12 protein-coding genes are annotated in these 15581 nt (G+C 36.3%); 3 read left to right on the top strand and 9 right to left on the bottom strand.

Features of this window, described 5'->3' with window-relative positions; genetic code table 11:
• Positions 1-163 precede the first annotated feature (163 nt).
• The 3 genes from dhaK to dhaM are packed head-to-tail and all read left to right on the top strand — an operon-like array spanning position 164 to position 2151.
• Complete coding sequence (dhaK, locus tag BUB96_RS06785; protein ID WP_073298139.1) at positions 164-1156, top strand: dihydroxyacetone kinase subunit DhaK; 993 nt, start codon at positions 164-166, stop codon at positions 1154-1156.
• 37 nt (positions 1157-1193) lie between these two features.
• Positions 1194-1784: a dihydroxyacetone kinase subunit DhaL gene (gene dhaL / locus BUB96_RS06780; protein ID WP_073298121.1), complete on the top strand. Its 591-nt coding sequence runs from the start codon at positions 1194-1196 to the stop codon at positions 1782-1784.
• Positions 1774-2151 (top strand): dihydroxyacetone kinase phosphoryl donor subunit DhaM, encoded by a 378-nt coding sequence (gene dhaM, locus BUB96_RS06775; protein WP_073298120.1) that lies wholly within the window; start codon positions 1774-1776, stop codon positions 2149-2151. Before dhaL ends, dhaM begins: the two co-directional genes overlap by 11 nt.
• Positions 2152-2216: 65 nt before the next feature.
• On the opposite strand, the gene BUB96_RS06770 is transcribed toward dhaM, so the two are convergent.
• The 9 genes from BUB96_RS06770 to dnaA form a co-directional block, all read right to left on the bottom strand.
• Positions 2217-2936 (bottom strand): MIP/aquaporin family protein, encoded by a 720-nt coding sequence (locus BUB96_RS06770; RefSeq protein WP_073298119.1) that lies wholly within the window; start codon positions 2934-2936, stop codon positions 2217-2219.
• Positions 2937-2959: 23 nt separating this feature from the next.
• A complete protein-coding gene (locus BUB96_RS06765) occupies positions 2960-4627 on the bottom strand; it encodes an FAD-dependent oxidoreductase (RefSeq protein ID WP_073298118.1) in 1668 nt (555 codons plus the stop codon).
• 92 nt (positions 4628-4719) lie between these two features.
• A complete protein-coding gene (gene glpK / locus BUB96_RS06760; RefSeq protein WP_073298117.1) occupies positions 4720-6243 on the bottom strand; it encodes a glycerol kinase GlpK in 1524 nt (507 codons plus the stop codon).
• A 251-nt stretch (positions 6244-6494) separates the two neighbouring features.
• Positions 6495-9080 carry a DNA gyrase subunit A gene (gene gyrA, locus BUB96_RS06755; RefSeq protein ID WP_073298116.1) on the bottom strand — a complete coding sequence of 862 codons (2586 nt, stop codon included), beginning with the start codon at positions 9078-9080 and terminating at the stop codon, positions 6495-6497.
• Positions 9081-9128: 48 nt separating this feature from the next.
• Positions 9129-11057 carry a DNA topoisomerase (ATP-hydrolyzing) subunit B gene (gene gyrB / locus BUB96_RS06750; protein WP_073298115.1) on the bottom strand — a complete coding sequence of 643 codons (1929 nt, stop codon included), beginning with the start codon at positions 11055-11057 and terminating at the stop codon, positions 9129-9131.
• 34 nt (positions 11058-11091) lie between these two features.
• Positions 11092-12231, bottom strand: coding sequence for a DNA replication/repair protein RecF (recF, locus tag BUB96_RS06745; RefSeq protein ID WP_073298113.1), 1140 nt, complete (start codon positions 12229-12231; stop codon positions 11092-11094).
• Positions 12231-12467: a S4 domain-containing protein YaaA gene (gene yaaA, locus BUB96_RS06740; RefSeq protein ID WP_073298111.1), complete on the bottom strand. Its 237-nt coding sequence runs from the start codon at positions 12465-12467 to the stop codon at positions 12231-12233. Before yaaA ends, recF begins: the two co-directional genes overlap by 1 nt.
• Before the next feature lie 233 nt (positions 12468-12700).
• Positions 12701-13855: a DNA polymerase III subunit beta gene (dnaN, locus tag BUB96_RS06735; RefSeq protein ID WP_073298109.1), complete on the bottom strand. Its 1155-nt coding sequence runs from the start codon at positions 13853-13855 to the stop codon at positions 12701-12703.
• A gap of 246 nt (positions 13856-14101) precedes the next feature.
• Entirely contained in the window at positions 14102-15433 is a 1332-nt protein-coding gene (dnaA, locus tag BUB96_RS06730; RefSeq protein WP_073298107.1) for a chromosomal replication initiator protein DnaA, read from the bottom strand.
• Positions 15434-15581 lie beyond the last annotated feature (148 nt).

The following is a 15581-nucleotide window of genomic DNA, read 5'->3' as shown; positions in this document are numbered from 1 at the left end:
ATCCATTTTACATGTGAAAAACAAAAATACTTAACTTTTTTATTAAGTTAGCGAGGGAACTTCTAAACGAAAAATATTGTATTTGTTTGTTTTATTTTTAGATAACGGTTACAATCAAGGTGTATCAACCTCAATAAAAATACGGAAGGATTGTGACATGGCAATGAAAAAGATTATCAATAATCCCGATCAAGTCGTAGATGAAATGTTAGATGGTTTAGTATTTGCTTATGACTCATTAGTAGAACGTATTCCTGGAACGATAGTTGTCCATAGGAAAGTAGAAAAAGATGGCAAAGTAGGTTTAGTTAGTGGCGGTGGAAGTGGACATGAACCTTCTCATGCGGGTTTTGTTGGAAAAGGAATGTTATCGGCAGCAGTCGCTGGTCAAGTCTTTACTTCTCCTACGCCTGACCAAGTCTTTGAAGGAATTAAGGCCAGCGATGAAGGAGAAGGTGTATTTTTAATAATTAAAAATTATACTGGTGATGTAATGAATTTTGAGATGGCTCAAGATTTAGCTGATCTAGAAGATATTAAAGTAGAAACGGTTGTTGTCGACGATGATATTGCCGTTGAAGATAGTACTTATACCGCTGGAAAACGAGGCGTTGCCGGTACAGTTCTTGTGCATAAAATATTAGGGGCTGCTGCTGAAGAAGGAAAATCTTTAGAGGAGATTAAAGCATTAGCTGATCGTTTAATTCCAAATATTAAAACAATTGGTGTCGCATTAAATCCGGCGACCAATCCTGAGGTTGGAAGTCCTGGTTTTGAGATTGAGGATGATGAAATTGAATATGGTGTGGGAATCCATGGGGAGCCAGGATACCGTAGAGAAAAATTGAAACCTTCCAAAGAGTTAGCCACTGAACTTATTGAACAATTGAAAAAGGCTTTTAATTGGAATAAAGGAGATGAATATGCTGTTTTAGTTAATGGGATGGGCGCTACACCATTAATGGAGCAATTTATTTTCATGAACGACGTGAAAAAATTATTAGTCGATCAAGAAGGATTAAATTTATCTTTTAGAAAAATTGGTGATTATATGACTTCAATCGATATGGAAGGTCTTTCGCTTACACTTGTTCGATTAGAAGATGAAAAATGGCTAGATTATCTAAATATGCCGGTTGACACAATTTCTTGGTAAATATTGATCTTATGTAACTCAAATTTTAGAGAGTGGGATGTCTATGATTGAAAAAGTAAGCAAATGGATTGAATTATTTGGAGAAAAAGTTACTCAAAATAAAGAAACACTCAATAAACTAGATACAGCCATTGGTGATGGCGATCATGGTAGCAACTTAACGCGGGGCGCAGCAGCTATTCGAGAAAAAGCAGAAGAAACAACCTATGATAATCTTTCTAAATTATTTCAAGATGTGGGAATGACTTTAGTCAGTAAAGTAGGTGGAGCTTCTGGCCCTTTATATGGATCGGCTTTTATTGAAATGGCTAAAAAAGCAAAAGAAACGGAAGATATCGGCGAAATATTAGAAGCTGGTTTAAATGGCATTCAAAAAAGAGGAAAAGCAGAGGTAGGAGAAAAAACAATGGTTGATGAATGGGCACCAGTCATCGATCATATTAAGTCTGGTTCTTTTACGGATGAAATTATTCAAGAAAGCTTACAGAACACAAAAGAAATGAAAGCAACAAAAGGTAGAGCTTCTTACTTAGGAGATCGTTCCATTGGGCATATAGACCCTGGTGCGCAGTCTAGTGCTTATTTCTTTGAAGCTTTACTAGATTCGGGGGTATTAGATGACGAATAAATATGGTATTTTATTAGTCTCTCATGTCGAAGAAATCACGGATGGTTTATTAAAATTATTAGACCAGGTAGCGGGAGATGTTTCTATAAAAACGGCAGGCGGAACAGAAAATGGAGAAATAGGAACGAACTTTGAGAAAATAAATCAGGTTCTTAATGCTTTTGAAGAAGAAAAAATTCTTGCTTTCTATGATTTAGGGAGCGCAAAAATGAATCTAGAGATGGCTATGGAATATAGTGATAAAGAAATCACTTTATATGAAACTGCTTTTATTGAAGGTTCATATGTAGCTGCATCTTTATTACAAGCCGATGTAGACATAGAGGTTATTGAAGAACAATTAAAGCCACTCATTGTAAAAGAATAAGTAAAATAACTCTTATAAATGAAAAAGAACCTCGATCGAGGTTCTTTTTTTACTTTCTGTTTTTTTTAAGGAATGAGTCCAAATAATAAAGCAGCGATTGCTCCACCAAGCAACGGGCCAACAACAGGAATCCAAGCATAGCCCCAATCTGAATCCCCTTTACCTGATATAGGTAATATTTGGTGAGCAATACGTGGACCAAGGTCTCGTGCAGGGTTAATCGCATATCCTGTTGTTCCTCCAAGAGACATCCCGATTGAAACAATTAGTAACCCTACTACAATAGGATTTAAACCATCTGTAAAGGAACTACGTCCAAAAGCTAAAATACCAAAGACAAGAACAAATGTTCCTATAATTTCTCCAATTAAATTCGACATCGTATCACGAATTGCTGGGGCTGTAGAAAATACGGCTAATTTTGTCATTTGATCTTCTGTCTCATCAAAATGGGGTTTGTAATGAATCCATACTAAAGTAGCTCCTACGATTGCTCCTGCCATTTGAGCAAGGAAATAAGGTAAAACACTTCCCCATGGAAGGTCGCCAGCCATTGCCATTCCTAAGGTTACTGCCGGATTAAGGTGTGCTGGAGAAAGATAACCAGATACAAAAACACCAATCGTTACGGCAAGCCCCCAACCAAAAGTAATAAGTACCCAACCTGAGTTTTCTGACTTTGTCTTCTTCAATACATCTGCCGCAACTACACCGTCACCTAATAAAATCAATACAAGCGTTCCAATAAATTCTCCAAGTATCTGTTGAGCCATTGTCGTATCCATAAATAACAACCCCTTATATTCTTTTATTCTCTTAAATGTTTTAGTTGTATATGTGAGATTTCTTCTTCCAACTGTTTTAGATAGTTCTCTTTTTCTCGATCTGACCATTTTAAATAACGAGCCATATAATCAATAACAACGTCTTTCCATTGATTGACCGTTTCGGATGAAAATAATAAAAGATCTGTACGTCTTAAAAAGAAATCTACAGGAGATAATACACTTTCATATTCTAAGGCGTAGCGTAAAGTTAATTCTAAACTCAAAGGTAAATCTTTTCTTTCCAATTCATCTATTAGAGAGAATACAATTTCTGTATTTGTCCCATACCAATGAATTAAATACTTAGATTCTGTTTCTGTAAGGCCAATTTCAGTTCCTTTAGGGATATTTTTTTGAATATATTCTTTCAACGTCGTATTCTGAGGCAGATTTCCACCAGATAAGGAGATATTTTCTGTTTTCCCCTCTGGATAAGACTTTCCTGTTTTCATTTTTAACTCATCTTCAATCGTCATAAATGTATCTTCTGCCATTAACCGATAATCAGTAAGTTTTCCTCCAGCTATCGTAACTAATCCTGTTTCTGAGACAAAAACATCATGTTTTCTTGAGATACTGGAAGAGTCGGTTGCCCCTTCTTCTAAAATAAGAGGGCGTAAGCCAGACCAACCAGTTTCAATATCTTCGATTGTCAAATGGGCTTTTGGAAAACGATGGTTTACAGCTTCAAGCAAATAAGCCATATCTTCTTGTGTAATAGGAGGATCTAAAAGCTCTCCTTCATATGGTGTATCTGTTGTTCCAAAATATGTTTTGTTTCCTCTAGGTATAATAAAAATCATCCGCTCATCCGCTAATCCTGTATCCGTATAAATCGTTCGCTTGACAGGTAATTTTTCTTCAGCGACCACTAGATGAACCCCTTTTGTTGGGTACATCCGTTCGTCTTCTAAAATATTTTGCAGATTACGAAGCTTATCTGACCAAGGACCTGTAGCATTCACCACTACTTTTGCATAAACATTAAATGTTTCTTGGGTTAAAATGTCTTCAGCTAATACTCCTATAATATGGTCATTTTGATCATAAATAAAGTCAATGGCTTTTACATAATTAGCCAGTAAAACCCCTAATTCATGCGCTTTTTTAATGGTTTCTATGGTTAAACGTGCATCATCATTAATATAATCTAAATATAGTCCTCCGTTGATTAATCCTTCTTCCTTAATTCCTGGCGCTTCTTTTAACACTTCGTCTCTTGAAATAAAATGATACGACCAATTATCCTCTACTTCAGCTAAACGATCATATAAATCTAAAGCAATGTCTGCAGAAAAAGCTGTAAAAGAGGCACCTTCTTCTTCGTAGACGGGTAATAACATTTTTTCTGGTTGAACAATATGAGGAGCATTATTACTGATCACTTTTCGTTCTTTCACAATTTCAGCAACCAATTCTACTTCAAACTGTTTTAGATAACGTAAGCCCCCATGAACTAATTTTGTTGAACGGCTAGAGGTTCCTGCAGCAAAGTCTTGCATCTCGATCAAACCAGCATTCATTTCTTTGGCTCCTGCTTGAAGGGCTAGACCGGCACCTGTAATTCCTCCACCAATAATTAATAAATCTAATTGCTCAGAAGCTAATTTTTTAATGACTTCCGTTCTAGTTTTTGAGGAAAATTCCATACGCTCATCCCTCCTTCTAGTTAAAAATACTTTTATTAATTCAGTCTCTACCTCGCACCAATTCTTGTGAGATAGAGGCTGAATATCAATAGTTACTCATTTGATTCATCTTTCCTTCTAGGTTTATGTTTGAAGACCCGAGTGGCTTCTACTGCTGCTTCCCAGCCCTCGTATAAATCATCGCGTTCTTCTTTAGACATTTCAGGCTCAAAGGTGGCATCTTTTTCCCAATATTTTTTCACTTCATCAAGATCTTTCCAAAAGCCTGTAGCGAGTCCTGCTAAATAAGCAGCCCCTAATGCGGTTGTCTCCATGATTTTTGAGCGTTCGATTGTTGTACCCAAAATATCAGCTTGGAATTGCATTAAGAAATCATTATTTGCAGCTCCTCCATCCACACGCATGGTTGGGATTTCAACGCCTGAATCTTTTACCATAGTGTCTAATACATCTCGTGATTGATAAGCTAGAGACTCTAAAGTCGCACGGATAAATTGTTCTTTAGAGGTTCCACGAGTTAAACCAAAGACTGCTCCTCTAGCATCTTGATCCCAGTGTGGAGCGCCCAAGCCTGTAAATGCCGGGACAACATAGACATTATCGGTTGAATCTACTTTTTCTGCATATCTCTCTGATTCTGGAGATTCTCGGAACATCCGCATCTCATCACGTAACCACTGAATCGCAGATCCAGCTACAAAAATACTTCCTTCTAATGCATAAGTAACTTCTCCGTTTAAACCATAAGCAATTGAAGTTAATAAACCATTTTCAGATTTAATCGGTTCTTTCCCCGTATTCATAATTAGGAAGGCACCTGTTCCATAAGTGTTTTTTACCATTCCTTTTTCAAAAGCGGTTTGCCCCACTAAAGCGGCTTGCTGATCTCCTGCAATTCCAGCGATCGGCACAGCTTCCCCATAAAAGTGCTCAGGAATGGATACCCCATATTCTTCAGAAGAAGAGCGTGGTTCTGGAAGCATTACCCGTGGGATATCGAGGAGTTCTAAAATCTCATCATCCCAATCTAAATCATAAATATTAAACAACATCGTTCGACTGGCATTTGTATAATCAGTGGCGTGAACTTCTCCACCTGTCAATTTCCACAATAACCATGTATCAATCGTTCCAAAGAGTAATTCGCCTTTTTCTGCTCGTTCCCTTGCCCCATCCACTTTATCTAAAAGCCACACAATTTTCGTTGCTGAAAAATAAGAATCGATTACTAATCCTGTCTTATCGTGAAATAGCTTGGTATGTCCCTCTTCGATTAGTTTATCTGCTATTTCAGACGTTTGCTTAGATTGCCATACAATCGCTCGATGAATAGGTCGTCCTGTTTCTTTGTCCCAAATGACAGTTGTTTCACGCTGATTGGTAATTCCAATACTGTCAATTTCTTTCGGATTAAGGCCCGATTCAATTAAAACACCTGCAATGACTTGGAGTGTTTTAATCCAAATCTCGTTCGCATCATGTTCCACCCATCCTGGGTTAGGGTAATACTGTTCTATTTCCCTTTGAGAGGACCACCTGGGCTGTCCTTCCTTATCGAAAATAATTGCTCGCGTACTTGTTGTTCCTTGGTCAATCGCCATAATATAATCTGCCATAGAACTAACTTCCTCCTTTAAAATGATAATGATAGGGCTTACATCAATTAAATAGTATCATAGAACCATTAGCAAACAAAGGAAATTCAATTATTTCAAGGGATGAACTGAAAGAATATACCATTTTATTATGGCTTTATTTTCTTATGTGTTATTTAAGGAAAAACAAATAAAAAAACACCTCCTAAACGAGCTAATTTTACACGCTCTCGCTTAGAAGGTATTAATGGCATAGTTATTCTATTTTATATTTATTCGTCTTCCGGGGTGTTTAAATCCTCTTCTGGATCTTCTTCAGCACGTTGAAGCAATTCATCCACCTCTTGCGGACGTTCGGATAATTCTTCAGAACTTGGAAGTTTATCAGATGATGTTGTATCTTTTTGCTCATCATCTTCCTCTTCGTCTGTTTCTGTTGGATCCACCACACATAAAGTGGAGATAAATTGTTCTTCATCTAAACGCATGAGTCGAACACCTTGCGTGTCTCGACCTGTTTTAGAAATGTTATCTGCTTCAAATCGAATAATAATTCCTTCATTAGTGATTAATAAGATATCTTCATCACCAATAATTGTAGATAATCCGACAAGTGAACCATTCCGTTCAGTGATTTTAAAGGTTTTTACACCTTTACCACCACGTCTACGAATCGCATATTGAACTGCTTCAGTTGCCTTACCATAACCATTTTCGGAAATAGCTAATACATAACTATTCTCGGCTAAAATGCCAACACCTACTACATAATCGCCTTCACGCAAGTTAATTCCACGAACTCCCGTCGCGTTTCGACCCATGGAACGAACATCTTGTTCACTAAAACTAGCTGCATAGCCATCTTTTGTCCCGATAATAATATTTTGTTGCCCATCAGTTAAGCGAACAGAGATTAATTCATCGCCTTCATTAAGATTGATAGCGATTAGGCCACTTGTACGAATATTTTGGAATTCGATGGCTTCGGTTCGTTTCACTGTGCCTTGTTTAGTAGCAAAGAAGAGTTGTTCCCCTTCTTCTGGTTTTTCGTTTAAGCTAACAACAGCTTGAATTCGTTCATCATTTTCAATGCCTAAAAAGTTTAAGGCTGGGATTCCTTTTGCAGTACGGCTATATTCTGGGATTTCGTAAGCTTTTGCTTTGTAGACTTTCCCTGCATTGGTAAAGAATAAAACCATATCATGTGTGGAGGTGGAGAGAATGGTTTCAACAAAATCATCGTCATTGGTACCCATCCCTTTAACCCCACGTCCCCCACGATTTTGTGTTTTAAAATCAGTAATAGGCATTCGTTTCATATACCCATTATGAGATAAAGTAATGACCACTTCTTCTTCTTCAATTAAGTCTTCATCTTCAATACTTAAAGCTTCGCCTACCATTAATTCCGTACGGCGATCGTCTCCATGTTTATCCGCAATTTCAATCATTTCTTCTTCGATAATGGAATCGATACGTTCTGGATTCGCTAAAATATCTTTTAAATCAGAAATTAATTCTTTTAGATTTTGATATTCTTCTTCAATTTTTTCACGTTCTAATCCTGTTAAACGGACCATACGCATATCTAGTATCGCTTGGGCTTGGCGATCACTTAATTTGTATTGAGTCATTAGGGCTTCTTTTGCGATAGCTCCTGTTTCTGACCCACGAATAATTGAAATAATGGCATCAATATGATCTAAAGCTGTACGTAATCCTTCTAAAATATGAGCACGTGCTTCAGCTTTTTCTTTATCAAATTGTGTACGGCGACGAATAACCTCGCGTTGATGGTCCAAATAATAGACTAAAATCTCTTTAAGGCTTAATGTACGAGGTACACCGTTTACGATCGCTAGCATATTAAAACCAAACGAGGTTTGTAGTGAGGTCATTTTGAATAAATTATTTAAAATAACAGCTGCTGATGCATCTCTACGTATATCAATGGCAATCCGCATACCATCTCGATCCGATTCATCGTTTAATGCAGTAATTCCTTCAATACGTTTATCTCGAGCAAGCTCAGCAATCTTTTCAACCAGTTTTGCTTTATTGACTAAATAAGGAATTTCATCAACAATAATACGTTCGCGTCCATTCTTTTCTTCTATACGTGTTTTAGCACGAACTTGAATGGATCCACGACCGGTATCATACGCTTTTCGAATACCTGATTTTCCAAGAACGATACCACCTGTTGGAAAATCTGGCCCAGGTAAAACTTCCATCAATTCAGCTGTTGTTGCTTCTGGGTTTCTAAGGATAACTCGACAAGCCTCAATAGTTTCTCTTAGGTTATGTGTCGGGATATTTGTTGCCATTCCTACTGCAATTCCACTTGCACCATTGACTAGAAGGTTCGGAAATTTTGCCGGTAACACAGTAGGTTCTGATTCACTACCATCGTAGTTTTCACGAAAATCAACGGTATTTTTATTAATATCACGTAACAACTGTAAAGCGATCTTACTCATTCGAGCTTCCGTATAACGCATTGCTGCTGCTGAATCGCCATCTACAGAACCAAAGTTACCGTGTCCATCGACTAACGGATAACGGTAACTAAAGTCTTGAGCCATACGTACCATTGAATCATAAATCGCTGAATCTCCGTGTGGGTGATATTTCCCCATAACATCTCCAACAATACGCGCTGATTTTTTATATGATTTGTCTGGAGTAATTCCTAATTCATTCATTCCATGTAAAATTCGACGGTGTACAGGTTTTAGCCCATCACGAACATCAGGAAGCGCCCGTGAGACAATAACACTCATTGAATAATCTAGGAACGATTTTTGCATTTCTTGGGAAAGTTGTATTTCCTCAATTCCACTTCTATTATCAGCCAACTTTTAAAACTCCTCCCACTTCATTACATTCTTTGTTTACAATCATGACTAAATATCAATATTTTCAACATACTGAGCATTTTCTTCAATAAATTTACGACGAGGAGGAACTTTATCTCCCATTAACATGGTCATGACACGATCCGATTCTTTTGCATCATCGACATGTACGCGTGTTAATCTTCTAGAATCTGGATCCATGGTGGTTTCCCAAAGTTGATCCGCATCCATTTCTCCTAGCCCTTTATAGCGTTGAATAGAAGGTTTTGGTGAACTTGGAATGGTCTTTAAATACTCTTCCAATTCATCATCTGAATCAAGATAAACCGATGTTTTCCCTTGTCGAACTTGATATAAAGGGGGTTGAGCTACATAAATATACCCCGCCTCAATCGCTGGACGCATATAACGGAAAAATAACGTCAACAACAATGTTCGTATATGAGCACCGTCGACATCCGCATCCGTCATAATAATTAATTTATGGTACCGAGCTTTTTCAATATCAAATTCTTCACCAAAGCCTGTTCCCATGGCCGTAAATAGCGTTCGTATTTCTTCGTTCGCTAAAATACGATCAATTGAAGCTTTTTCAACGTTTAAGATTTTACCTCGAATCGGCAAAATCGCTTGGAATAAGCGCGAGCGTCCCTGCTTTGCTGAACCGCCTGCAGAATCTCCCTCAACAATAAATAATTCTGAAATTTCTGGATTTTTAGACGAACAATCTGCTAATTTTCCAGGTAAATTACTAATTTCTAAGCCACTTTTCTTTCGTGTAACTTCTCTCGCTCGTTTTGCTGCTACTCTCGCCTTTGAAGCAAGATCTGCTTTATCTAAAATTTGTTTTCCAATTTTAGGATTTTCCATTAAAAAGCGTTCAAAGTTCACTGAGAATAATCGATCAACAATCGTCCGAACTTCTGAGTTGCCTAGTTTAGTTTTTGTCTGTCCTTCAAACTGAGGATCTGGGTGCTTGATACTTATAATGGCCGCTAATCCTTCACGAACATCTTCTCCTAAGAAGTTGCCATCCTCTTCTTTTAAATAATCATTTTTACGCGCGTAGTCATTAATGACACGTGTTAAAGCGGATTTAAAGCCAGACTCATGAGTTCCCCCTTCATGGGTATGAATATTATTCGCAAAACTCATTAAATTTAAATGATAACCTGTTGTATGTTGTAAAGCGACTTCAACAATAATATCATCTTGCTCATCGGATAGAAAAATCGGTTCATTATATAAAACATCTTTATTTTCATTTAAATATTCTACGTAACTTTTAATTCCACCACTGTATTGATACTCTACTTTATGCGCTTCTTCTTCTCTCGCATCGGTTAAATGAATCGCTAAATCTCGATTCAAGTAAGCCAGTTCTTGACTACGATTAGAGAGTGTGTCGAAATTAAATTCAATACTTTCTTTAAAAATTTCTTCATCCGGTTTAAAGACGACTTCTGATCCTGTTAACTCTGTTTTTCCAATAATTTTCATATCATTAACCGGAATACCTTTTTCAAATCTTTGAAAATAAATATTTCCGTCACGATAGATTTTATATTCTAAGAAACTCGAAAGAGCATTAACGACGGCGGCTCCAACTCCGTGCAAGCCTCCTGAAACTTTATAACTACCTCCGCCAAATTTACCTCCGGCATGTAATACGGTAAAAACAGTTTCAGAAGCTGGACGTCCGGTCTTGTGTTGAAGATCGACTGGAATCCCCCGACCATTATCTGTTACACGAACATGATTATCTGGTTCAATGACTACATTAATTTCATCAGCAAATCCTGCCATCGCTTCATCAATTGAATTATCAACAATTTCCCAGACTAAATGGTGAACACCATTTAGTCCTGTTGAACCGATATACATTCCAGGACGTTTTCTAACGGCTTCTAATCCCTCAAGTACTTCAATCTGACTTGCATCATAACTATCAGGCAAATGTTTCATTTTATCTTCCATTTCTACTCTCCTATCTTTCAAACGCTTAAACTCGCTATGAATTTATTTCTTCTTCGTTTTCTTTATCCGTTATCGTTCCCTCATCTACATAAAAAATAAGTGGGTGATTCAATAACTCCATCTGTACTCCATCTAAACTTGTTGTCGTGATAAAGGTTTGGACTTTATTTTGAATGGAGTTTAATAAGTGGGTTTGACGATTATCATCCAGCTCGCTTAAGACATCATCCAATAATAATATAGGGTACTCTCCAGTAATTTCATTCATCAATTCAATTTCTGCTAGTTTTAAACTTAAAGCTGTAGTTCGCTGTTGCCCTTGAGAACCATATGTCTGCACATTTTTATCATTTACATAAAAAATTAAGTCATCTCGATGTGGACCAAGAGTAGTTGTTCCTTGGTCTATTTCTTGTTGCTGCGCCGATTTATATAACTCTTTTAATCGGTTAAAAATTTCTTCAATACTTAATTCATCCGTAATATCAGGGAGGGTTTTGTAGGTAATCTCTAGTTGTTCTTTTCCATTAGAAATATCTATCTGAACTTGCTGCGCCCATATATTCAGCTGATTCACAAACTTAAAGCGGTAAAATAACACTTCCGCTCCTTCAGCAGCTAGTTGTTCCGTTAAGACATCTAAATAGATTTGATCAAATTTAGGGGAATGTTTTGCTTGTTTCAAAAATTGATTACGTTGTTTTAAAATTTGTTGATATTGGGCAAGATGATATAAATAGATCTTATTCATTTGTCCCAATTCCATGTCTATAAATTTACGACGAATAGATGGTGAACCTTTCACTAAAGACAGGTCTTCCGGGGCAAATAAAATCACATTCAGCTGTCCAATATAATTACTCAACTTCTTTTGTTCTAAGTGATTCAATTTTGCAATTTTTCCTCGCTTAGACAAAATAATCTCCATTGGAACTGAATGTGACTTCTTTTTCAATTTTCCATTAACTTTAGCAAACTCACTCTCCCACCGAATAAGTTCTCGATCTTTAGAGGTTCGATGGCTTCGAGACATTGCTAAAAAATAAATACTCTCGATTAAATTTGTTTTACCTTGAGCATTTTTTCCAATTAATACATTAATTGAAGGTGAAAAGGATAGTTCTGCGGATTCATAATTCCTAAAATTTTGTAAGACAATGTCTTCTAAATACATTATGGAAGGGTCTCGTTTGATGATTTTATTTGGTATTCACCGATATTTGGGATTGAAATAATATCTTGGTTGTATAGTTTCTTTCCTCTGCGGTTTTCTGGCTCGTCATTCACAAATACTTCCATTTGTTGCAAGAATGGTTTCGCCATGCCTCCGCTGGATATAATATCAGCCAACTTTAAAAATTGACCAAGCGTAATATAAGAATCATGAATTTTTATTAATGTTCTATCCATTGAAATGCTCCTTTATTCTTCAGTGCTTACTCTGTTTATCTATTATACCTGAAAAAGAGGGAAAATTCAATTTTAGTCACGTATTTAAGGCTAAATATCGCTCCTATTGATTTTTTGTCCCTTTTTACCGAAAAAGGCATTTAGAAAAGATATGGCTCAAAAATTAAAAAAAGTGGTTTTTTGAGAAAACCACTTTTCTTAAAAGAATCTTATTTTATTTTATAACTATTATCTTATCGTGCGGCTGCTGACGTTCGGATTGGTGTAATCAATTGAACGAAATCATAATTGTTCTCAGATTCAGCTGGAACAATAACAAAAGGACGTAAAGTAGAGATCAATTTTAAGGTTACTTCGCCACTTTCGAAAGTATTTAAAGCATCTCTTAAATAATCTGGATTGAATGAAATTTCTACTTCATCCCCTGCAATGGATTTGGAAGGAACATCCTCTTCTACAAATCCGACCTCTGGAGAGTTACTGGTTAGTTGGATATGATCATCCGTTACCGATAATTTAACGACATTATTTTTTCCTGCATGAGAAAGTAATGACGTACGTCCAACGGCTCCTTTTAGGGTTTGAACATTTAAGGTTAATTGTGTAGATGACTCTTCTGGAATTAGCTGATCTGTTTGCGGATATTTTCCTTCAAGTAAACGAGAATAGAAATATGTATCTTCGGTCGTGAATAAAATTTGATTTTCAGCTAGTGCAACATTCACTTCTTCGATATCATCTGTCAATATTTTTGAAAGCTCTAACAAACTATTTCCAGGAATAACAATTTGAAAGGTTAAATCTTCCGGAACATTCACAGGAATAATTCGTTGACTTAAACGATGACTATCTGTTGCTACGGCTTTAAGTTTTCCTTCATGGATAGAAAAATTAACTCCGGTTAAAATCGGGCGGCTTTCATGTTTAGAAACGGCAATAACGGTTTGCTCAATCACACGTTTTAATAAACGGACGGATAAAGTAAAGGAATCCGTTGTATCAATCTCTGGTAGATAAGGATAACTAGAAGCATCTAATGCATTAATTGTAAAAAATGAATTAGCAGAAGTAATGGATGCTTGTAGTTGAGTATTTACTTCAAAGGTAAAACTATCATCAGATAATCGATTAATAATATCGGCAAAAAAACGGGCAGGCTGTAAGACAATATCGCCTGTTTCTTCAATGACGAGCTGAGCATTCTCATCTTCTACGAATAATTTAGTTTCGATAGAAATATCTGAATTACTACCGGTAAGTTTTAATCCGTCATTTTTAGCTTCTATTTTTAATCCCGTAAGAATTGGGATTGTCGTTTTGTTAGAAATAGCTAGTTGTACATCCCGCAATTTTTTTAGCAACTCTATACGATTAACGGTAAATTTCATTCTGTCTGCTCCCCTTTTCAATCTTTTTCTCTTTTATAGTATAGCATATTTTTTTGTATTTTTATGTTTTATAATTGCGTATTTTGAAGTCCCTTTAATTAAATTTATTATATAAATAATATAGTAATAGTAGTAGGGCCTGTGAATACTGTGGATAATTGAAATAAATAGTTTCGCTCGCTACTTTTCCACTGTGGATAACTTGTGGATGAAAATGTGTCTAACTAAAAAGTTATACACAGAACCTTAAAGTCGATCTTTTATTTCTTCAATTTCTCTTTTCATTTTTGTATCTTCTTTAATCGCATTTGTAATTTTTTCATGAGCATGTAAAACAGTGGTATGGTCTTTACCACCAAATTCAGATCCTATTTTAGGAAACGAAGCATCTGTTAATTCACGAGCTAAGTACATAGCAATTTGTCGAGGAGTGACAATGGCTTTCACTCGACGTCTCCCCTTCAAATCTTCGATCGTTATATTGTAATAGCGGGCAACATCTTTTTGAATTTTTTCAATCGTTACTTCCTTATCGGATCCTTTAATCATGCTCTTTAATGCATCTGCAGCCAGGCTTGTTGAAATCTCACGATTTTGCATTGTTGCAAAAGCTTGGACTCGCACTAAAGCCCCTTCTAATTCACGAATATTTGAATCAATTTGTCCAGCAATATAGCTGAGTGTATCATTGGGTATTTCTAGACGTTCCGCATCTGCTTTTTTTCTTAAAATTGCGATCCGTGTTTCTAAATCTGGTGGTGTAATATCAACGGATAACCCCCAAGCAAAGCGAGATACTAGACGTTCTTGAAGCTTTGGAATTTCATTTGGTAAGCGATCGCTCGTTAGGACAATTTGTTTTCGATCATCATATAAAGCATTAAACGTATGGAAGAATTCTTCCTGTGTTCCTTCTTTGTCAGCAAAAAATTGAATATCATCTACTAAAAGTAAATCAACAGTCCGATACTTTTTACGAAATTCTTCTTGGGTTCGATTTTGAATAGACATAATAAAGTCATTCGCAAAGGTTTCGCTCGATACATACTTAACGTTTTTATCTGGATTGATACTTAAATATTGATGGCCAATCGCATGCATTAAGTGAGTCTTCCCAAGTCCTACACCCCCATAGAAAAACAATGGATTATAAATGGTTCCTGGTTCTTCTGAAACCACTAAGGCTGCGGCATGAGCCATTTGATTTCCCTTACCAATAACAAAAGTATCAAATGTATATTTACTGTTCAATTCACTTGATCGACTAATGGTTTGTATGTTGTTGGGTATTTCGATAATTTCTTCTTCTTGATCTTGCTGTTCTTGTTCATCTTTGGTTATAAATCGCGGCGTGATCTCTTGTCCAGCATATTCATAAATATACTCAACGATTCTAGTTGCAAGATGATTTTCCCAATATTCTTTATGTAATGTTGTCGGTACTTGAATCATAATCATTTGATTAGAAACTGTAAGAACTTGAGCACTATCAATCCACGTATCGAAACTAACTTTGGAAAGATCTTCTTTAAATTTATCTTTTAAATAAATCCATATGCTATTTTGATCTTCTAACACGTGGCTTCTCTCCTTTATATATAAGATGGTATCTTTTATTTTAGCACGTGTTAAAAAAGTTTTCCACAGAATAATAAAATTGTGCATAAATTAATTCAGAAGGTGTGAGAAAGTTATCCACAAGGTGCATAGATTTTGTGGATAGTAT

Origin of the sequence: Atopostipes suicloacalis DSM 15692, assembly GCF_900129085.1 — a bacterium.
Classification (GTDB): Bacteria; Bacillota; Bacilli; order Lactobacillales; family Carnobacteriaceae_A; genus Atopostipes; species Atopostipes suicloacalis.
Note: the sequence above shows the minus strand (reverse complement) of the source record. Positions and strands in the feature narration are given on the sequence as shown.

What these genes read in the sequence shown, in the direction of transcription:
- recF (WP_073298113.1), bottom strand. Translation starts at nt 12,231, where the DNA reads ATGTATTTAGAAGACATTGTCTTACAAAATTTTAGGAATTATGAATCC.
- glpK (WP_073298117.1), bottom strand. Translation starts at nt 6,243, where the DNA reads ATGGCAGATTATATTATGGCGATTGACCAAGGAACAACAAGTACGCGA.
- BUB96_RS06770 (WP_073298119.1), bottom strand. Translation starts at nt 2,936, where the DNA reads ATGGATACGACAATGGCTCAACAGATACTTGGAGAATTTATTGGAACG.
- BUB96_RS06765 (WP_073298118.1), bottom strand. Translation starts at nt 4,627, where the DNA reads ATGGAATTTTCCTCAAAAACTAGAACGGAAGTCATTAAAAAATTAGCT.
- yaaA (WP_073298111.1), bottom strand. Translation starts at nt 12,467, where the DNA reads ATGGATAGAACATTAATAAAAATTCATGATTCTTATATTACGCTTGGT.
- dhaK (WP_073298139.1), top strand. Translation starts at nt 164, where the DNA reads ATGAAAAAGATTATCAATAATCCCGATCAAGTCGTAGATGAAATGTTA.
- gyrB (WP_073298115.1), bottom strand. Translation starts at nt 11,057, where the DNA reads ATGGAAGATAAAATGAAACATTTGCCTGATAGTTATGATGCAAGTCAG.
- dhaM (WP_073298120.1), top strand. Translation starts at nt 1,774, where the DNA reads ATGACGAATAAATATGGTATTTTATTAGTCTCTCATGTCGAAGAAATC.
- dhaL (WP_073298121.1), top strand. Translation starts at nt 1,194, where the DNA reads ATGTCTATGATTGAAAAAGTAAGCAAATGGATTGAATTATTTGGAGAA.
- dnaN (WP_073298109.1), bottom strand. Translation starts at nt 13,855, where the DNA reads ATGAAATTTACCGTTAATCGTATAGAGTTGCTAAAAAAATTGCGGGAT.